Genomic DNA, 19,118 nt, shown 5'->3' with positions numbered 1-19,118 from the left:
CGATGATGTCCGGGGATCGCCGCCTGGCAGTGATTATCCGCCTGTGTGGCCGGGGTTGAGGGCGAGCAATGGGGTTTTCGTATTTGAACTCGCTCTTAGTTCCTGCTGAGATGAAGGTCGATGTTAGGGGGGTGGTCATGGAGTTAGCCCTCCTCAGTTTCAGATCGATCCTGGGCCATACGCTCGACTGCAGCGTCGTAGGTATCCGCAGTTGTCTGCAGCACCTGAATGAGTTCCTCCAGTCGAGCTCTGCTCATATGAAAACGGCCATGAATATCTACTTTGAGGCCTGTCGCCTTCAAGGTCTCGATCGCTCGCCGTTGCCCCTCAGTGTCCCTCGGGATGAGAGGTGGAGGGATGCTACCGAGTAGGAGGTAGATGCCGTCAGGGCCACCCTCCAGTGTCGGCGGACCTGGCTGCGCGACGAACTGGTTCACGTGCGTGATCGGCACGCCTGCAGCGTCGCTCCAGTCGACTACGATGGCGAAGTTCTCCACGACGGGGTTCTCCTCTGGCACGCCCTCAGTCTGACACCAGTGATGTGTCCCTGCTATAAAGCGCCCCCCGCGTACAGCTAAGGGTTGGACGATCGAGGTGGCGGTTCGGTTCACTGCTGCGGCACGGGCACGTCAACCTGCCCGTCGGGATAATCCAGTACAGCGGAGCCGCTGTAGCCAGAACTCCGTCTGCCGGCTCTCGATCTCCGCGAAGTTGTCCAGTATGAGGCTCGGTCTGCCGGGACGATGGCGGCGACACGGTGACCCTGGTTGGTGAGGTAAGCGATCGCATGCCTTGAATGGCAGCGGCAATGACGTCAGGGAGATGACCGTCGGCCTCATTCACCGGCACCTCGAACGCGTTGTGGGTCGCGGCTTGTGTGGGGGACACGAGTCGAAGAGTAACGGATTGCCTACTCACGGTCTCGACTTGTCCTGCAAAACTCGCCGTACGCGGAGTGATCGCTGGCTTACGTTGCCGGTGTGGTCAAGGCTGTGGTGTTCGACATTGGCGAGACATTGGTCCGCGATGACCGCTACTGGGGATCATGGGCGGACTGGCTCGGCGTCCCCCGTCATACGATGTCCGCTCTCGTGGGTGCGGTGACCGCACTCGGGCTGGACAACGCCGAAGCCATCCGCATGATCCGGCCCGGTATCGACCTTCAGGCGGCGTACCGGGAACGTGAGCACTCGGGTCGGGGTGAGTTTCTCGACGAGACCGACCTATATCCCGATGTTCGTGACAGCCTGCAGGCACTGCAACGCATGGGCTTGCGGGTTTGCGTCGCCGGGAACCAGACGGTTAAGGCGGGCAGTCTGCTACGCGGGCTGGGTCTTCCCGTGGACGCCATCGCCACCTCTGGAGAATGGGGAGTGGCCAAGCCGGACGCCGCGTTCTTCGATCGTGTTGTCAAGCTCGCCGGGGTCTCTCCTGGAGAGACGCTCTATGTCGGCGATCATCCGGTCAACGATGTGGTGCCGGCGAAGGAAGCAGGTCTTGCGAGCTGTCTGATCAGACGGGGACCGTGGGGGCTCCTCTGGGGCAACGATCCGGCCGTACCGGCTGATGTACGAATCGACGGTCTTGCCGACCTCCCAGCTCTGCTGTCCACATTCGGGCGGAGCGATGGTCGTGGCGCGGAGTCGTAACGACGGCCCGGGAGGTCGTATCGCCGCAGTCCGCACCGCGCGCCGGATGACGCAGGGCGAACTCGCACGGGCGGCCGATGTCTCTCGCAGCATGATCCGTAAGCTGGAGCAGGGGAGCCGGAACCCGAGCGACAACGTGCTCTACGCCATCGCGAGAGGAGGCGTACGCGTGGTGGCGCCGCCCTGCTAACCGGCCAGGCCCGATAACCAGGCTCCCACCCGCTCTCGTGACAAGCCAGGTTCGGGCCAGGAGCCCGCCGGGCCCATTCCTTCGGCCTCGGTCGCTCGTCAACCACGCGAACGGCGAGTTGCGAGCGCGGGAATCGCGTCGATCATCTCTTGGGGGAGGCTCTCCCAGTAGAGACCACGAGGTCGGCGAGGCGGTCCGCATTCGATGACTTCGTCGGGCGTCACGATGAAATCGACACGGAAATCATGCTCGGCCTCAGGCAGGTCTCCAGCGACGACCTGCAAGGAATGCACCGTCGTCACGATCGTCGTATCCGGGCCGATCAACCCGGCTTCGTGTAACAGCGCTACCTCGATGTCGGAGTAGCCGGCGCCCTTACCGAGCCGGACGCCTTGCCGGTTCACAGCGACGCTGCCGCACACGATCAGGTCAACCGGCCGCATCTCCTCTACGTCGACTCTGCGTGCCATGGTTGCGGCGATCTTGCTGGATGCAGCCTCGGTCGCGGGCACCGTCAGCGCTGCCGGGTCCAGGAGATAGAACGGCTGTGCCTCGGCCAGCTTGGGTACGGCCATGTAGACGAGCTTGCCTTCGGCCAGGGCCCGCGCCCGTACGGGAAGCTGCGCCTTGTCCGGGACGGCCTTGATAACCGCCGCCTCCCACCAGATCGATAGCTTCGCGAGCCGTTCGGCGGCGGCCTCGGCTCCGACGAATGCCGGGATGCGACCGCGAACACCGGGTGGGACGACGCGCTCCTGCTCCAAGAGTGCCCACACGCGCTCCCGGACCTCTTGCTTGGCCTGGTCTTTCACCATTGCGATCACCCTTCAGGCAGCGACGAGCGCAAACAACCGGTCGAACACATCTCGAACAATCGGCATTTCCCGCCATGGCTGAAGCTCGCGGCCCGCGCTGAACACGACGTTCAGCCCACCGCCACCCCGTGTCGTTTCTATGAGGTCGATGGCGGCGTGGAGCGACGCCGCTGCCATTTCAAGGTCCCCTTGTCGAAGGCGAGCAAGAGCCAGGTTGCCGAGCACGATCGCTTGGGATTTCGGACGATCCTGGAGGGACTGAGCAGCGCTTTCGAGCATCGATTCCGCTCGCTTGGCGTCGTTGAGGAGCAGGTAGCACGAGCCGGCGAGCCGGCCATGCTGGGCAGGTGAGAACATCTCGATCGCTGCGTCTACCGGGCTGATCTGCTCGAAGCACGTCTCGGATTCACCCAAAGCGTGTTCGCAGTCCGATCGCCGTCCAAGCATCGCGTATGCCTCGGCGACGTGGAGCAGTCCAAGACCCCGCAGCACCAGGCTGCTGTGCGCGGCGCGGTCGGCTGCCTGCAAGGCCAGGTCGAGCGCGACTTGCGGTTTCTTCTCCGTGTAGAGCGAGACGAAGCTCATACGCAGGAGCGCATGCCCTTCGGCGGCCCCATCCCGAATCTGCCTCGCTGCCGCTATTGCCTGAGCAAGGTAAGCGCGGGTGGTCGCGTGATCGCGTCGTTGGGAGGTATCCCAGACGAGTTGCCCCATAAGCGTCGCGGCTTCAACTTCCACCGTGCATAGCTCGCGCTGTACGAGGCTGGAAGAGGCGTGCGTTCGGAGGAAGGCCACCTGACCGAAGTACCGCGCGGCCTCCACCAGCAATGATGCTGCCGAGACGTTGTCGTACCGCGCAGCCAGGGCGTGAACCCGCTCGCGTACGTGTGCGACCGCAACCAGATCGACGCTACCCGGACGCTCCATCACATAGTTCAGCCGCTCGTCGGCCGATGCTCTGTATTCGTCGGGCAGACTCTCCCGTGCTTCGTTGCCGGGCGATATTCGCTCGCCAAAGAGGTCTTCCTCGCTCACCGCGAAGGCTCGCGTGTACAGCAGCCGGTAGGGATCGCGCGGCTGGTTGTGACCAGCTTCGTACGCCTTGATCCGGCGAACGATCGTCTCCCGGCAGGGAAGGCCCTTGCGCGTCTCGTCGTCAGCGGCCTCGACGAGACGGCGGGCCATCTCCTTCTGACTCCACAGCCGGCTGCGCCGCTCGGCGCGTAGCCGTACGGCCCATGGGGGGAGTTCGGCGTCCACTGCGTGCACCTTTTTCGTCAGACCGGGGGCGTCCTGACCGCCCTTAGTGTCCCCTACCAACATCTGTGATGGAGAGATTACGCACTGTTGTACTTGGAGGTGACGACGCGAACAAGCGGGGTCCGCAGGCGTTGCGACCGCCGTGCGGACCCCTTGATCAGGATGGTGGTCCTGACCCATGACACAGAGTAGGACTGTCGCCGCCGCCCGTCCGGTGTTCGCCGGGTGGCGGATCATGCGAAGCGACGCCGGGCGGTTGTGGGCGACGCGCGAGCGGCCGTTCCCCGCGGCCGTGGAGGAGGCGGGCGCGCACCGGACGGTCGACGCCGACGACCTGGTGGAGCTGTGCCAGGTGATCGCCGTACAGGAGGGCCTCGCCGAGCAGGCGGCCCGGTGACCGCGCCTGCCGCGGTGCTCGACGTCACCGCCGCGGAAGAGGACGGCGACGAGGACTGTCCGGGTGTGTCGCCGCATCCGGCCGTGCCGCGCCCCGGCTGGACGAGGCTGTGGTGGATCGAGGAGAGCCTCGGACGCGGCCGGGTCGTCGCCCACACCTGCGCCTGCCAGATGACCTCCTACGAACTGGTCCGCTGCGGCGGCGTCTACCAGTTCCGCCGCCACGCCCTTGCTCGTCACGATGTGCCGCCGGTGTCCTGGACGGCCCGCTGCTGGCGGCGCGAGGAGGCCTACGGCTGGTGGCGCCGCCTGCTCGCCGGCCAGGCCCGATAAGGGCTCCCCGCCGAGCAGGCGGGGTCCGGGCGGCCTGCCGCACACCTGAGGGGGTTTGGCGGCAGGCCGCCCGCTGCAGAGGAACCCGTCCACACGAGGCGGGGACGGAACGACAAGGAAGAAGGAATGGGATGACCGACCTGTACGAGCGTGACCTGGCCGGGGTGCGGTTCCGCCGGCTGTGCGGCGGCAACCAGCAAGAGGAGGAGCAGGAGACCTGCGTCGAGATCGCCCCGATCCCCGGCGCGGCGGACGCCTTCGCCCTGCGTGACAGCAAGAACCCCAACGCCGGGACGCTCCGCTTCACCGGCGACGAACTCCGCGCCGCCGGGATGACCGCCCTCCTGTAGCCCTACGAGGCCGGGTGCGGCCCCTGCCCGGTGATAGCAGGCAGGGACCGCACCCCACTGTAACGACCACGTCCGAGAGGCCACATGCATCTGCACTGCTACTCCTGGACGGGCATCGGCGACGACCGCCGCAACGAGGCCGAACGCCGCCCGCCCCCGCCGTCCGGCGACCCCGGGCCGTTCCTGGCCTCACCGCTACCGCCGATGCGTCCGTGCGACTGGCTGCTGAAACCACGCAGCCGCATCGACGCCTCGCCAGGGTCGGTGGGGGAGGCACTGGAGTGGCTGACCGGGCGCTACCGCGCGGCCGAGCCGCAGTTCCTGCGGCCGGAGGACGAGGTGCGCATCGGGCTCGGCCTACGGCTGGAGAACGCGGGGGAGGCCCTGGCCGCCGGACTGGACGTGCAATGGGGCATCTGGCTACGCGGCGGCCGGTTCGTCACCTGCGCCGTCATCTGCTGCTCCCCGAACCGCGACGCCGCCCACCGCTGCCCCGCCACCTGAACCGCCCTCCCGGCCGGTCTCCGGTCATGGCCGGCGTTTCGGGTCGCCGTCGTTCGTGGTCGGCGGGCGCAAGCTCTCTGCAAATCGGCAGGTAGGGCAGGACTATCTGATTCTCTTCTGGTCAGAAAAGTGGAAACGGGCAAAAGAGGACGCTGTCCTATTTGTGTATGCGGCGGCTGTAGCCGCGTTGATACTTCACGCGTGCCAATCTCTACCGCAGGCCATGCGATCACTGTTGCATGGGCAATCCCTGGGGCATAGGATGCCTGCGACAGATCGAGTGACAGCAATAAATCCGCGATATGCGGATGCTTCCCGCCTACTTTTAGTGGCCTCCACGGTTGATGCTTGCCCGTTCTGTCATCCCGTGCGACACTCGGGGCAACCCGTATCGGCGGAAAAGAGGTATGTCGTGTCTCGTCCATGGGAAGCCGACGCTACGGCGGAGCTTCGGAGACGTCTCGGCAAATCCGCGCTCGAACTGGGTGAAACAACCGGCAGCCCGTCGTGTCCTGACATCTGGGAGCTGTCCAACGGAGATATCGCCATAATCGGCCGGGATCTCACCCATGCCTATGCTGACCGGCTCCCATGGGGCGTGAGCGTCGGCGACGACGAGCGCCTGGTCGTCATTCCCCGCACCATGATCGTCGCCGCCAAGCCGGATATTCCAGATGCTTAGGAATGTGGCCGAGGCGGAGGCCGTCACGCTGACCTCGGAAGAGTACCTCTCCGACTTCTGGCCGTACTTCCAAAGATTGCAGGATGTCTTTTGGAAGCTGGAGACCTATCAGAGTTTCCGGGAGCCGGACGACTCCAGCTGGCGGGCGTTCGACTCGGGGGACTGGAACCAAGCCATACGTCTCATCGACGAACGTCGCGAAGAGATCCAGGAACCTGTAAAACAGGTGCATGGATTTGAAATGCGGCGAGTGCGTATCGTCGAAAAACCTTTCACTCCGTATATCCAGTGGGAACTCTATTACATTCGTCATCGGGCGCAGGCCGGTGAAGATATCAGGGTCATCGACTCGGATCTCCTGCCGGCTCACGGGTTCACCTATCGCTTGCCTGAGCTGGTGATATTGGATTCGATGGTGATGTACGAGGTCCTCTACACACCGGACGGCACGCTCACGGGAGCAAGGAAGATCGTAGGCAGAGCCTTGATCGAGTCTTGCCGACGCGACGTGGAGAGCTTGTTCATCGTGGGTCGGGATCTGCTTCCCTATCTGAACGAGGAACGCGCGGTTCTTCCTCCGCCTCTGCAACAGTCCGGCACTCCCATCGCCTGATCCAAATGAATCAGCGACGTCCGATCACTCGCATGGCCGGTGCCATCGGTCGTCGCTTCGTCATCAGCACAATCCTCTTCGCGTCCATTGCTCTCATCTCCGTTCTCGTCATCTCCTCGCCACTGTTTCTCGACTCGCTGAAAGCCAAGCGTGACGACTGGTTGCTGTTGAGCAACATAGGGCAGACCTATGGAGTGGCGTCCGCACTCTTGTCGGTATTCGCCCTGATCGGTGTGTCGTTCTCTTTGATTCTGCAGGCGAGAGAGACCAAGGCCACTCGTGAACAGGCCTTGCGAGCGCTGCACGGCGACCTGATGAGAATGGCGATGGACGACCCGCTTTATCGTGCATGTTGGGGGCCCTTCTTCTCTGCGGATGAGGAGGACGGTCAAAAGGCGCACATGTACGTCAACATGATTTTCAATCACTGGCTGCTCATGTGGGAGCTGCGGGCAATCACCGAAACGCATCTGCGGGAGATTTCTCGCACGGTCCTCGAAGGGCCGATCGGTCGAAGGTTCTGGCAAGACGTCAGAGCGTTGCGCATGTCGAGCTCGGGCACGCGTCGGGAGCGCCGTTTCAACCGGATCATTGACGCCGAATACCAAGAAGTCGTTCGCCTGAACCCGATCGCCCCTGTCTGGGAGCCGCCCGGCAGCGCCGATCCGCTTCCTCATGCGAAGGAGAACATCGAACGGCGCTTCGTAAGTGAGGCCAATTTGACGCGATTGCTCGCCGTGCTGGGTGTCGTGCTCGTCATCGACATCCTGCGCAAGATGGCAGCATCCCTGTCCCGGCAGCGGCGCACGTGAACTCGCCCCTCATTGCGCAAACGCCTCACGGCGTCTGCGCAATGAAACGTGCGGGGCACGTACGTCACCACCATTGCCGACGGACTGCGGCCCCGAGTCGGTTCCTTCGCTCGACGGGCTCGCCACTCAGGGCTGCCAGGCGTCCTCGTAGTCGTCGTGCCAGTCGTACGCCGAAGCCTCCAGCTTGAGCAGGTGCTCCGCCTGGAGGTGCTCCTCGACCGTCAGGTAGAGGCCGTGGACGACCACGGACTCCAGAAAATCCACGCGGTCCCGTTTCGCGGCCAGATCCCGCTCTGCCTTGTGGACGCCGGGCTCCCCGTCGTCCGCAGCGCTGTCTGCCTGGTCGAAACCCTCCGCGATGCGGGCGCGCAAGAACGCGATCAACCCCTCGAACGCGGCTCCCGCCTCGTGTGCGCGAGCCCTGCATGCGTCGGCCATGATCCCCTGGCAGGGGGAGGCCAGGGTGGGCGCGTCCGTGCTCGCGAGGTCCGTCCAGGGGAGCCGTCTCCGGAGCGCTTCCCCGTCGATCGGTCCTTTCCCGCCGGCGGCAAGGACGGCCCCGAGAAGCTCTGCCGCGAGCAGGGGGCGGGCGCGGACGAGCCCCAGGAGCGCTCCGCGGTCGATCGCTGTCATGGCCAGGAGGTTACAGCCGGTAATCGAGTGTGCGTCGAGGGGCGACAACCTGCTCGGGATCGTTGTCTTCCTTCTCGGTAGAAGGAGTCTCGACCAGCGATCGAGGGCAACCTTACGATCCGGCCACGCGTCATGCAGATGCTTACCAAGAGCAACTAACGTTGCGCCAAAGATCAGGCGAGGGAAGGACACCCCCACGTGTTCGATCGGCAGGAGAAGCTGTTCGCCGCAGGAGCAGACCAGGGCGACCTGTTCGGCCCGGGAGACGAGGCGGCGGCGAAGCCCACAGAAGAGGCGCGGCATCCGCTCGACGTGCCGCAGGACTTCCCGCCGGTCACACCGTTCGAGGTCAGGGACGCCTTCCAGCAGTTGGTCGAGCGCGACCTGCTCGGGCCGTACGACGGCGACTTCGAGGAGCTGCCGCCGCGGTCGCTGGGCCCGCGCGAGCGCTACCTGGTCGGCATGCTCGGCCCCAAGCCGTCGCCCAAGCGGGTCGCCGAAGACGCCGACGAGCTGCCGGACATCGAGATCGGTGCCGAGGGTGACGGGGCCGAGGGCGAGTTGCCCGACGTGCTGACGCCGCAGAACCTCGGGCGTCTGTGGGCGTCGTCCATGGGCATGTCGTTCGCGGTGCCCGCCGACCTCGACGCCCTTGCGGTGACCGCCCGCTGGGGTCAGTACGTCAAGGCCGAGACCCAGATCGAGGGCGCCAACGGCAAGTCGCGGACCGAACGCATCTGGGGGCGCAGGCCGGTCGAGCACCGCATGACGATCCGGCTCGACGAGCCCACCCAGAAGATCCCTCTCACAATGGAACGTGCCGACGAGCCCGGCGTCCTGCTCGCGGTCGCCGTACGGCCCCGGCCCGACCACCGGCGCGTCGTCGAGATGACGCTGGTCAACCAGCAGATCGAGCCGGACACGAGCGCCGACACCGCGTGGCTGTTCCAGCCCGAGCTCGTCGCCGCCGCTCCGTCGGACGGACCCGCGGACGTCTTCCTCCCGATCGACGACCCTCTCGACGGCGGCCGGGAGGACGGCGATCAGGAGGATCTGGAGGACAAGCACCTGCGACTGCTCTACCGGAACGAGCGCAGGTATGCCGTCGGCCGGAACGTCGCCGTACACGCGACAGTCGCCCCTGGCGAGCGGCGGGCGACGGAGCTGCGCACAACCTGGCTGCCACACCACGACGTGCCCGCGACGGTCGCCCCGGTGGGGCAGGGCACGCCCCTCGCCGGTGTGGAGCTGTCGATGGACGCCCTCGCGGACGCCTCGCCCGAGGAGCTCGCCGCCGGGCTCACGCCGCTCGCGGACGGTTACACGGCCTGGCTCGATAAGCAATACCTCAAGATCCCCGAGCTGCCCGAGCCGCTGCGCGAGGCCGCCGAGGTCGCCGTCCTGAAGGCGAGGCGGGCCGCCGACCGCATCCGCGCCGGGATCGCGCTGCTCACGCAGGCCACGACCGACGGGCACGGACAGGCGCTGGCGGCGTTCAAGTTCGCCAACGAGGCGATGGCGCTGCAGCGGCGCCGTACGGCGATGGCGAAGCTCCGCGACGAACAAGGGCTGAGCTACGAGCAGGCCATGGCGGAGGTGGACGCACAGGGTGCGAAGGCGGCGTCGTGGCGGCCGTTCCAGCTCGCGTTCATGCTGCTCAACCTGCCCTCGCTGACCGATCCCGCGCACCCGGAGCGGGCCGCCGACCACACGGCCACCGTCGACCTGCTCTTCTTCCCGACCGGCGGCGGCAAGACCGAGGCGTATCTTGGCCTCACGGCGTACACGTTCGCGATCCGGCGGCTGCAGAAGGTCGTCGGGTCCGGGACGGAGGCGCGCAGCGGCCTGGACGGCGTGGCGGTGCTGATGCGTTACACGCTGCGCCTGCTCACCGCGCAGCAGTTCCAGCGAGCCGCCGCGCTGGTGTGCGCCTGTGAGGTGTTGCGGCGCGATGACCCGGCGACGTGGGGCGAGGAGCCGTTCCGCATCGGCCTGTGGGTGGGAAGCGCGGTCTCGCCGAACTGGTTCGGCCCGGCCAGGGACCAGATCCAGGAGGCCAGGGAGTCCAGCCGCGAGACCAACGTTCTGCAGACGCTGTCGTGCCCCTGGTGCGGCGAGAAGCTGGCCTCGGACGTCAACCTCGACCTCGACGAGGACCGTCGGCGCGTGCTGCTCTACTGCGGGCGCGGCAGCGAGGGCGACGCCGAACCGTGCCCGTTCTCCCGGCTGGGGGAGAACCGCATGCTGCGGGCCCTGCCGTCCGTCACGAGTGATGACGAGGCGTACGCGCGGCGCGAGGGCCTGCCGATCCTCACCGTGGACGAGGAGATCTACCGGCTGACGCCCAGCCTGGTCATCGCGACCGTCGACAAGCTGGCGCAGCTTCCGTGGCGCGGCTTCGCCGGGCACCTGTTCGGCCGGGTGAGCCGGCGTTGCCCCCGGCACGGCTACCGGCACGACGACATGGACGACCAGATCGGCTGCGGTGGCAGGCACAACGCCAAGGGCAGGCTGCCCAAGGTCGAGAGCCGTCCCGTCGTCCGGCTCCGGCCGCCGGACCTGATCATCCAGGACGAGCTGCACCTCATCTCGGGCGCGCTCGGCACCGTGGTCGGCCTGTTCGAGGCGGCCGTGGACGAGCTGTGCACGTGGACCGTCGACGGCAGGCCGACCGGGCCGAAGATCATCGCGTCGACCGCGACGACCAAGCGGGCCGACGCGCAGGTGCTCGGCATCTTCGGCCGCGAGCTCGCCGTGTTCCCGCCGCAGGTGATCGACGTCGCCGACACGTTCTTCTCCCGGCAGGTCCCGGTCACCCCGGAGAACCCCGGGCGGCGTTACCTCGGCGTGTGCGCGCACGGCGTGCGCCTCAAGCAGGCAGAGATCCGGCTCGCCGAGATCCTGCTGCTGGCCGGGCAGACGCTCTTCGACCGGTACGGCGAGCCCGCCGATCCGTACATGACGCTCGTCGGCTATTTCAACGCCACCCGTGAGCTGGCGGGCATGCGCCGTTACCTGGACGACGACGTCACCACCAGAATCCGCATGCACGGCAGGCGCAAGAAGCTGTCCAACCGGCTGCCGGGCCGTACGGACCTGCTGAACATCGTCGAGCTCACCTCGCGCATCTCCTCGGGCGACATCAGCGAGGTGCTGAAGCAGCTGGAGATCGGCTTCGACCAAGAGCTGGACACCTCGCGCCGCAGACGGGAGTGCCGCGAGGAGATCGCCGAGGTCATGAGGGAGAGGGACGAGTCCAAGCGCAGGCGAGCGCATCCGCTCGCCGATCGCTACCGGACGCTGCGGAGCCTGCGGTCCGCGCAGCCACCCGTCGACGTTGTGCTCGCCACGTCGATGCTGCAGGTCGGCGTCGACGTGTCCCGGTTCGGACTCATGGTGATGACCGGCCAGCCGAAGAACACGGCCGAGTACATCCAGGCGTCCTCCCGGGTCGGCCGTGACGCCGCGCGCCCCGGGCTGGTGGTCACGCTCTACAACTGGTCGCGCCCGCGTGACCTCGCGCATTACGAGGACTTCGAGCACTACCACGCCACGTTCTATCGCCAGGTGGAGGCGTTGTCGGTCACGCCGTACACGGCGCGGGCGCTGGACCGCGGCACGACCGCCGCGTTCGTCGCCGCCGTACGCAACGTCGAAGAGGCGCACTCGCGCAATCGCGACGCGGAGGACGTGGATCTCAACGCCGCTGCCGTGACCCGCTTCGTCGAGCGCTTCCTCACCAGGGCCGAGGTCGCGGGCAGCCCCCGCGGCAGGCAGGCCCTGGACGAGCGGCTGAAGACGCTCACCGACCTTTGGAACGCGGCGAAGCAGGGCTCGGCCCGGCTCGGCTACGAGCGGAAGAAGGGCCACGCGAAGGAGATCGTCGACGGCCTGCTCTATCGGGCGGGCAACGGCCGCTGGGACGCCCGTACGGTCGGCAACTCGATGCGGGAGACGGAAAACGAGATCAACCTGCTCCTGCCGGGGAACGACGAGATCTTCCTCGCGCCGGTGGGCGCACCGGAATGGGGCTTCCCCGGCAGTGCCGGGGAGGCCGACGACGAGCCGGTGGGCGACGAGATGGGCGTGACCACCATGGACGGGAAGGGCAAGTGATGGCCGCGTACTCCACCTATCGGCGCCGGGTCGGCGCGGTGCGGCCCAGCCACCTGATGTTCACCTCGGGGGTCGGCTCGCTCGTCGACCTGCCGAACTTCTCCGTGCTGGTGAAGGGTCTCGACGACTGGCAATACAGGGCACCCGAGGACCCGGAGAACAACCCCGCGCTCATCACCGAGCCCCGGCTCCTGTCGGCCGTGCAATCGCTGCTCAGCAAGACCGTGCGGGAACTGCGCCCCGCGCCCTGGATGCCGGGCACCGACACGAACCCCAACGGTGAGGCGGCCAGGACCGGTGTGCCGGTCGTGCCGTTCCCGGGCTGGATGCGCTGCACCGCGTGCAACCTGCTGGCGCGCGTCGACTCCCGGGCGTTCGGCTTCGAGAACGACAAGCCGAGCAAGCCGCACGAGGCGAGGTTCTTCCACGAGTGCGGCAAGGGCAACAAGAAGCGTCTCGTCGTCGGCGCTCGGTTCGTGCTGGCCTGCACCGACGGGCACCTGGACGACTTCCCCTACCTGGAGTTCGTCCACGAGGGCCGGCCGTGTGAGAAGGCGGCCAAGCCGAACCTGCTGATGGAGGACCGCGGCGGCAACATCGGCGCGAACGTGCGCATCGTCTGTCAGCGCTGCGGCAGGGAGCGAAACATCCGGCAGGCGATGGGCAAGCGCGGCCGGGACCAGCTGCCGCAGTGCCGAGGCCGCCACCCCCATCTCGGCACGTTCACGCCCTGTCAGGAGCAGCCGTACGTGCTCGTCGTCGGCGCGTCGAACCAGTGGTTCGCGCAGACGCTGTCGGCCCTCGCCGTGCCGAAGACGGGAGGGAGCGAGCTCGACACGCAGGTGGCGAAGTTCTGGGCCAACCTGGAGAACCTTCCCGGCCCGCAGATGCTCCCGTTCATGCGAACGGTTCCGCCGTTCTCGTTCGAGTTCGAGAAATGGACGGACGAGGAGGTCTGGGCGGCCATCGAACGGCGCCGGGGGGAGCAGGCGGCAGGGCAGGACCAGGGGCCGGAGAGCTACCCCGACCTGCTCACTCCGGAGTGGGAGATCTTCTCCAGCCCTGTGCTGCCGCCGCCGAGTGACGACTTCACCGCCCACCGGGCCCCGGACGGGCCCGTTCCACCGCTGCTCAAGGGCTTCTACTCCGACGTCGTCCAGGTCGAGCGGCTGCGCGAGGTGCGGGCCATGATCGGCTTCACCCGGCTCGACGCTCCCGACCCGGAGGACCCGACGCTCGTCAAGCGGGTGCCGCTCTCCCGTTCCAAGCCGGCCTGGGTGCCGGCGAGCGAGGTCCGGGGCGAGGGCATCTTCCTGCGGCTGCCCGAGGACCTGCTGTCGCGGTGGGAGAAGCAGGTGGAGAAGTCCGAGGCCCTGCGGCTGCACAAGGAGGCGTACGGCCGCTTCCGCGAGTATCGCTACTCCGCCCGGACCGGCCAGCCGTTCGACGAGTCGACCAGATACGACTACTGGCCCCTCCCGCGCTACTACGTCCTGCATACGCTGTCACACCTGCTGATCCGTACGATCGCGCTCGAATGCGGCTACAACTCCGCGAGCCTCGCCGAGCGGATCTACGCGGGGACCACGGAGGACGACAAGCGCTCGGGGATCCTCATCTACACGGCCGTGCCGGACGCCGAGGGCACGCTCGGCGGCCTGGTGTCGCTCGCCCAGCCCGAGGAGCTGGTGCGGCTGACCAAGCGGGCGCTCACCGGGGCGATGAGCTGCTCGTCCGACCCGCTGTGCTCCGAACGGCTCCCGCGTACGCCGGAGGACTTCCTGCACGGCGCGGCCTGCCACGTGTGCCTGTTCGTCTCCGAAACCACATGCGAGCGCGGCAACCGGTTCCTCGACCGGCGGTTCGTGGTGCCGATCGACGACCCGGCCCTGGCGATCTATCCCGAGTTACCGTGACGAGCGCATTCGAGAAGGCGGCGGCCGACGCGGTGGAGCGCATCGGGCCGGTGCACCTGCGGACCCTGGCCGACCGGATCGCCGAGGGCGGTCCGGCGGCCGGGATCGTCGACGCGGTGCCGCTGCCGGACTTCCCCGACGCCGCCCGCCGGGTGCTGGCCGGCCTGGCGTCCGTACGGATGTCCGCGGGAGAGGCCGCCGTCTACCTGCGTGGAGTGGCCGCCGGTTATGAGCGGCACCGGGCCACGACCACGGTGGAATCGGTGTGGACCGGCCCGGCGACGCACGCCGTGCCCGTTCGCTCCACGGCGCAGGTGTTGGTCGACCTGGTGAACGAGGCGTCGTACGAACTGATCCTCATGACGTATTCGGCCGCGGCGTACGAGCCGCTGCTCAAGGCCCTGAGCGGGGCGGTCGGGCGCGGTGTGACCGTGATGGTGGTGGTCGAGACGCTGCAGGGCGCGGGCTCGGCGCTGAACGGCCCGGAGCCCGCGCACGCGTTCGGCGGCGCCGAGGGCGTTCAGGTGTGGCACTGGCCGGTGGACGCGCGCACGGAGCAGGGGGCGAAGATGCATGCCAAGATCGCCGTGGCCGACCAGAGGGTGCTGCTGGTGTCGAGTGCGAACCTGACCCAGTCGGGGGTCACGAGGAACATCGAGGCCGGGCTGCTGGTGCGCGGCGGCACGGCACCACAGCGGGCCGCCCAGCACGTGGCCCGCCTGCGCGGCCGTGGTGTGCTGCGGCGTCTCCGATAGGAGGCGAAGTTCGTGAAAATGTTGCGTGAGACGAGGGTGTGGTGGCACAGGGAAAGATCATCGGTGGCCGGTACGAACTCGACCCGAACTCGCGCCGTAAGGGCGGGATGGGGGAGGTCTGGTTCGGCTACGACAAGCGGCTCGACCGGCCGATCGCGATCAAATTCATCCGCGTGGACCGCCTTCCGGACGGCATGCCGGACGACGAGCTGACCAAGCGTTTCGTCCGCGAATCTCGCATCACCGCACGGCTGGAGCATCCGGGGGTGCCCGCCGTCTACGACTGTGGCACCGACGGCGACGACCTCTACCTCGTCATGCAGCTCATCAACGGCAACCCGCTGACCGACCTGATCGCCGAAGTGGACCGGGTGCCGGTGGGCTGGGCCGCGGCGATCGCCGCCCAGGTGTGCTCGGTCCTGGCCGTCGCCCACGCCAACTCGCTCGTGCATCGTGATCTCAAGCCCGCGAACCTGATGCTCTGCCCCGACGGCACGGTCAAGGTGCTCGACTTCGGGGTGGCGGCCGCGCTGTCGCCGTCGGCGACCAAGCTGACCGCCACCGGCGTCGTCATCGGCACCGCGGAGTACATGGCGCCCGAGCAGACCATGAGCGGCACGACGAGCCCGCAGACCGACCTGTACTCCCTCGGCGTGATACTCCACGAACTGCTGGCAGGCGAGAACCAGTTCGCTGCCGGGACTCCGCTCGCCTGCATGCGCAAACACGTGGACGAACCGCCGCGGCCGGTGCGCGAACTGCGCCCGGACGTGCCCGAGGGCCTCGAACGGCTGATCCTCTGGTTGCTGGCCAAGCGGCCCGCGGACCGTCCGCAGAGCGCCGCGCTCGTCTACGAGCGGCTGGTGCCGTTCTGCCGTGACCTGTCGCCGCTGCCGGGTTTCGTGGACGGGTCCGCCGTCCATCCGGTGCGGATGTACGCGGCCGTCGTCGGGCGGGTCGCCGTGACGGCCACGAAGGCGCCGGCGGTGGAAGCCCGGGAACCCGGGCGACGGGTGCTGGGCGGCGAGGACATCCAGCGCGTACGGAGGGAAGCCGGCGCGCTCAAGGCCGAGTCCCGCTTCCGGCAGGCCGCCGAACTGCTGGTGGAGGCCGTCCGGTCCATCGAGCCGACGGACGACAGGGCGGTGGAGCTGCGCATCGAGCTGGCCGACGTGCTGTTCCTCGCCGGGGACTACCGGCGCGCCGCGTCCGAATTCCGTGGACTGGCCGCCGACCTGGCCACTCGCAGAGGTGAGGACGATCATCTCGTCCTGCGGTTCCGCCTGATGGAGGCGAACTGTTACGCCGCGCTGGGCGACACGGCGCTCGCTCTCGAACAGATGCGGCGGCTGCTGACGGACGAGGAACGGTTCGGGGTGGACGAGGACCGGATCCTTGAGCTACGGCGCCGCATCGGGCTGCTGGAACTCGGCGCGGGCGACCGCGACCGGGCCGGCCGGACACTGCGCGACCTGCTGCCGGACCTGGAACGTCGGTATGGCTCGGGGCACCCGAACGTCAGCAAGGTCCGGGAGTTGCTTAACGGCCTCGCCACGGCGCGCTGACCCTGGATCGTTACAAGACCGCCTGAAACTTGGGTGAGCTCGTGCCTACAGTGAAGTTCCGAAGATCGTCAACGGATTCACCAAGGGACGGACTGTTGGCCACGCTCTCTGTGCTCCTCCACCAGATCGACGACGGCACCGTGCTTCTCCCCGAGTTCCAGCGCGGGTACGTGTGGACCCGCGACCAGGTTCGCGGGCTCATGCGCTCGCTGTACCGCGGCTATCCGGTCGGCGGTCTGCTGCTGTGGGCGACCGAGCCCGAGATGGCCTCCGTCCGCGGCGCCGCGACCGGCGGCGGCGTGCGTCTCCTGCTCCTGGACGGACAGCAGCGGATCACGTCGTTGTACGGAATCATGCGCGGCAAGCCCCCGGCCTTCTTCGACGGGGACCCGTCCGCCTTCACCGGCCTGCGCTTCAACGTCGAGGACGAGACGTTCGAGTTCTACGGCCCGGCGAAGATGCGTGACGATCCACGCTGGGTGGACGTCACCCGCCTGTTCATGGAGGGGCTGGAGCCGTTCATCGGCGCGTTCGCGCAGCACTCGGACAAGTTCGCCACCTACATCGCGCGGCTGAACAAGCTGAAGAATCTGGAGAACCGGGAGTTCCACGAGGAGAAGATCACCGGCCCGGACAAGAACGTCGATGTCGTTGTGGACATCTTCAACCGGGTCAACTCCGGTGGAACCGCCCTTTCCAAGGGTGATCTGGCCCTGGCGAAGATCTGTGCGCAGTGGGCGCCCGCGCGTCAGGTCATGCGCGACCATCTGAACGAGTGGCAGGCCAAGGGCTTCGACTTCTCGCTGGACTGGCTGCTGCGCAACATCACCGCCGTCGCCACCGGCCGTGCCGTCTTCACGGCTCTCGACACCGTGACGGACACCGAGTTCGAAACGGCCCTGACGAGGTCGGTCGGATATGTGAACACCTTGCTCGGTGCGGTGTCGGGGCGGCTGGGGCTCGACCACGACCAGGTCCTCATGGGCCGATACGCGATCCCGGTCGTCTCCCGCCTGCTCCATCTCACGCCCGGCGGAACGTTCCTTGACAGTGCCCACCGTGACAAGGTGCTGTTCTGGTACGTGCACGCCGCGCTGTGGGGGCGCTTCGCCGGTTCCACCGAGACCATCCTGGCTCAGGACTACGACACCGTGGAACGATCCGGGATCGACGGCCTCATCGCCGCCCTCGAACGGTGGCGCGGCGGCAACCTGGAGGTCAGGCCGCACGACTTCGAGGGCTCGACGCGCGGGTCGCGGTTCTATCCGCTGCTCTACATGCTCACCCGGGTGCACGGCGCCCGTGACTTCGGCAGCGGGCTGGAGCTGCACGCCGAGATGCTCGGCAAGCTGACCTCACTTCAGGTGCATCACATCTTCCCGAAGGCGCTGCTGTACAAGGCCGGATATGACCGCGTCCACGTCAACGCCGTCGCCAACTTCTGCTTCCTGACCCAGAACACCAACCTCGCCATCGGAAAGCGGAGCCCGGAGGACTACTTCGCCGAGGCCGAGGACAAGCACCCCGGCGTCCTCGCCTCCCAGTGGATCCCGATGAATCCGGATCTGTGGCGCGTGGACCGCTATCTCGACTTCCTCGAAGCCCGGCGCGAGCTGCTCGCCCAGGCCGCCCAGTCCTTCCTCACGCAACTGCGTGACGGCGCCGCCCCCGTGGAGGCCGTTGGAGAGTTGCGTCCGGTGGCCGTCATCGCCGACGAGCAGGACGACGTACGGGCCGCCCAGATCAAGGCGATGGTCGAGGAGCTGGCACGGCTGGGCTACGCCGAGCCGGCGTTGGACAGCGAGATCGCCGACCCCGTGAGCGGCCGGGCGCTGGCGATGGCCGAGGCTTTCTGGCCCGACGGATTGCAGCCCGGCCAGGGCAAGCCGGTCGTCCTGGAGCTCGACCCCGAGGTGGCGGACCTGCCGAGGCTGGAAGAGCTGGGGTATGAGGTCTTCACCTCTGTGGATGCGCTGCTCGGCTACGCGACGCGCCGCAACGAGACCGCGGCGGGAGACGAGCAGGAGCCGGTCGCCCCACCGCCTACGGCGAGCAGCGGCGTGCACGCCGAGTTCGACGCCGCGATGCGGTCCGTCTACGACCGGGCGCGGAGCGAGGCCAACTATCACGCCTCCTATTTCCTCAGCATGCTGGCCGAGCATGGCAGCCTGGCGACGGCTCGCAGGCTGCTGCGCTCGCCGGCGGTGTCGGACGGGTTCGCGGCCTTGTGGGAGCGCGGCCGGCTGGACCTCACGGTCGAGGCTCTGGTCGTGCAGCCGAGGTTCGCGGAGTTGTTCACCCCCGCCGAGACCGAGGTCGCCCGGCACCGTCTCGAACAGTTCGGCTGGGGCGCCGCCGTCGCCTGACCCGCTGACCAGGAAGCCGTCGAGTAGGGGGTCAGTGCGAGGGGCGGGTCGAATCGTCTTTGTCGTGCATGAAGGTCGTGGCGAGGGACTCGGAGGCGCGTGCGGCGAGGGCGACGTCGGCGCCGACGAGCACGAAGCGGGCTTCGGCGTCGTGCTCAAGTCG

The 19,118-nt window shown here is 67.5% G+C and carries 18 protein-coding genes; 14 read left to right on the top strand and 4 right to left on the bottom strand.

Annotated elements, in window-relative coordinates; genetic code table 11:
• Positions 1-143 precede the first annotated feature (143 nt).
• On the bottom strand, positions 144-518 hold the full coding sequence (locus tag FLV34_RS12980; protein WP_142647643.1) for a hypothetical protein: 375 nt from the start codon (positions 516-518) through the stop codon (positions 144-146).
• 462 nt (positions 519-980) lie between these two features.
• Here FLV34_RS12980 and FLV34_RS12975 point away from each other — a divergent pair, with 462 nt between their 5' ends.
• Positions 981-1,649 carry an HAD family hydrolase gene (locus tag FLV34_RS12975; RefSeq protein WP_142647641.1) on the top strand — a complete coding sequence of 223 codons (669 nt, stop codon included), beginning with the start codon at positions 981-983 and terminating at the stop codon, positions 1,647-1,649.
• Positions 1,567-1,839, top strand: coding sequence for a helix-turn-helix transcriptional regulator (locus tag FLV34_RS12970; protein ID WP_312845739.1), 273 nt, complete (start codon positions 1,567-1,569; stop codon positions 1,837-1,839). Before FLV34_RS12975 ends, FLV34_RS12970 begins: the two co-directional genes overlap by 83 nt.
• 98 nt (positions 1,840-1,937) lie before the next feature.
• Here the strand turns inward: FLV34_RS12970 and FLV34_RS12965 are convergent, their stop codons facing one another.
• Both FLV34_RS12965 and FLV34_RS12960 read right to left on the bottom strand, forming a co-directional pair.
• A complete protein-coding gene (locus tag FLV34_RS12965; protein WP_142647639.1) occupies positions 1,938-2,654 on the bottom strand; it encodes a 5-formyltetrahydrofolate cyclo-ligase in 717 nt (238 codons plus the stop codon).
• Between the two features lie 12 nt (positions 2,655-2,666).
• Positions 2,667-3,914, bottom strand: coding sequence for a transcriptional regulator (locus tag FLV34_RS12960; RefSeq protein ID WP_142647637.1), 1,248 nt, complete (start codon positions 3,912-3,914; stop codon positions 2,667-2,669).
• 178 nt (positions 3,915-4,092) lie between these two features.
• On the opposite strand from FLV34_RS12960, the gene FLV34_RS12955 reads away from it, so the two are divergent.
• From FLV34_RS12955 to FLV34_RS12925, 7 genes are all read left to right on the top strand, one after another.
• Positions 4,093-4,311 carry a hypothetical protein gene (locus tag FLV34_RS12955; protein WP_147943196.1) on the top strand — a complete coding sequence of 73 codons (219 nt, stop codon included), beginning with the start codon at positions 4,093-4,095 and terminating at the stop codon, positions 4,309-4,311.
• Positions 4,308-4,643: a hypothetical protein gene (locus FLV34_RS12950; RefSeq protein ID WP_147943195.1), complete on the top strand. Its 336-nt coding sequence runs from the start codon at positions 4,308-4,310 to the stop codon at positions 4,641-4,643. Before FLV34_RS12955 ends, FLV34_RS12950 begins: the two co-directional genes overlap by 4 nt.
• Before the next feature lie 131 nt (positions 4,644-4,774).
• Positions 4,775-4,993, top strand: a complete 219-nt coding sequence (locus tag FLV34_RS12945; RefSeq protein WP_147943194.1) for a DUF397 domain-containing protein — start codon at positions 4,775-4,777, stop codon at positions 4,991-4,993.
• Positions 4,994-5,077: 84 nt separating this feature from the next.
• Positions 5,078-5,497 (top strand): hypothetical protein, encoded by a 420-nt coding sequence (locus FLV34_RS12940; RefSeq protein WP_142647629.1) that lies wholly within the window; start codon positions 5,078-5,080, stop codon positions 5,495-5,497.
• Positions 5,498-5,909: 412 nt separating this feature from the next.
• Positions 5,910-6,179, top strand: coding sequence for a hypothetical protein (locus FLV34_RS12935; RefSeq protein ID WP_147943193.1), 270 nt, complete (start codon positions 5,910-5,912; stop codon positions 6,177-6,179).
• Between the two features lie 4 nt (positions 6,180-6,183).
• Positions 6,184-6,792 (top strand): DUF6879 family protein, encoded by a 609-nt coding sequence (locus tag FLV34_RS12930; RefSeq protein ID WP_147943192.1) that lies wholly within the window; start codon positions 6,184-6,186, stop codon positions 6,790-6,792.
• A gap of 32 nt (positions 6,793-6,824) precedes the next feature.
• On the top strand, positions 6,825-7,604 hold the full coding sequence (locus tag FLV34_RS12925) for a DUF6082 family protein (RefSeq protein WP_147943191.1): 780 nt from the start codon (positions 6,825-6,827) through the stop codon (positions 7,602-7,604).
• Positions 7,605-7,730: 126 nt separating this feature from the next.
• Here the strand turns inward: FLV34_RS12925 and FLV34_RS12920 are convergent, their stop codons facing one another.
• The gene (locus FLV34_RS12920) at positions 7,731-8,237 is read right to left on the bottom strand and encodes a hypothetical protein (protein WP_142647624.1); all 507 of its coding nucleotides are present in this window, start codon (positions 8,235-8,237) and stop codon (positions 7,731-7,733) included.
• A gap of 198 nt (positions 8,238-8,435) precedes the next feature.
• On the opposite strand from FLV34_RS12920, the gene drmA reads away from it, so the two are divergent.
• The 5 genes from drmA to FLV34_RS12895 all read left to right on the top strand — a co-directional run bounded on the left by drmA (position 8,436) and on the right by FLV34_RS12895 (position 18,955).
• Positions 8,436-12,353: a DISARM system helicase DrmA gene (drmA, locus tag FLV34_RS12915; protein WP_147943190.1), complete on the top strand. Its 3,918-nt coding sequence runs from the start codon at positions 8,436-8,438 to the stop codon at positions 12,351-12,353.
• Complete coding sequence (gene drmB, locus FLV34_RS12910; protein WP_147943189.1) at positions 12,353-14,269, top strand: DUF1998 domain-containing protein; 1,917 nt, start codon at positions 12,353-12,355, stop codon at positions 14,267-14,269. The genes drmA and drmB overlap by 1 nt, the downstream gene beginning before the upstream one ends.
• Positions 14,266-15,024: a DISARM system phospholipase D-like protein DrmC gene (drmC, locus tag FLV34_RS12905; protein WP_260617252.1), complete on the top strand. Its 759-nt coding sequence runs from the start codon at positions 14,266-14,268 to the stop codon at positions 15,022-15,024. Before drmB ends, drmC begins: the two co-directional genes overlap by 4 nt.
• A gap of 41 nt (positions 15,025-15,065) precedes the next feature.
• Positions 15,066-16,589, top strand: a complete 1,524-nt coding sequence (locus FLV34_RS12900; protein ID WP_312845738.1) for a serine/threonine-protein kinase — start codon at positions 15,066-15,068, stop codon at positions 16,587-16,589.
• 95 nt (positions 16,590-16,684) lie between these two features.
• On the top strand, positions 16,685-18,955 hold the full coding sequence (locus FLV34_RS12895) for a DUF262 domain-containing protein (protein WP_147943188.1): 2,271 nt from the start codon (positions 16,685-16,687) through the stop codon (positions 18,953-18,955).
• Positions 18,956-19,118: the final 163 nt, after the last annotated feature.

This window comes from Microbispora sp. CSR-4 (genome assembly GCF_008033685.1).
GTDB lineage: Bacteria > Actinomycetota > Actinomycetes > Streptosporangiales > Streptosporangiaceae > Microbispora.
Note: the sequence above shows the minus strand (reverse complement) of the source record. Positions and strands in the feature narration are given on the sequence as shown.

What these genes read in the sequence shown, in the direction of transcription:
- drmB (WP_147943189.1), top strand. Translation starts at nt 12,353, where the DNA reads ATGGCCGCGTACTCCACCTATCGGCGCCGGGTCGGCGCGGTGCGGCCC.
- FLV34_RS12945 (WP_147943194.1), top strand. Translation starts at nt 4,775, where the DNA reads ATGACCGACCTGTACGAGCGTGACCTGGCCGGGGTGCGGTTCCGCCGG.
- FLV34_RS12925 (WP_147943191.1), top strand. Translation starts at nt 6,825, where the DNA reads ATGGCCGGTGCCATCGGTCGTCGCTTCGTCATCAGCACAATCCTCTTC.
- FLV34_RS12965 (WP_142647639.1), bottom strand. Translation starts at nt 2,654, where the DNA reads ATGGTGAAAGACCAGGCCAAGCAAGAGGTCCGGGAGCGCGTGTGGGCA.
- FLV34_RS12970 (WP_312845739.1), top strand. Translation starts at nt 1,567, where the DNA reads ATGTACGAATCGACGGTCTTGCCGACCTCCCAGCTCTGCTGTCCACAT.
- FLV34_RS12955 (WP_147943196.1), top strand. Translation starts at nt 4,093, where the DNA reads ATGACACAGAGTAGGACTGTCGCCGCCGCCCGTCCGGTGTTCGCCGGG.
- FLV34_RS12920 (WP_142647624.1), bottom strand. Translation starts at nt 8,237, where the DNA reads ATGACAGCGATCGACCGCGGAGCGCTCCTGGGGCTCGTCCGCGCCCGC.
- FLV34_RS12940 (WP_142647629.1), top strand. Translation starts at nt 5,078, where the DNA reads ATGCATCTGCACTGCTACTCCTGGACGGGCATCGGCGACGACCGCCGC.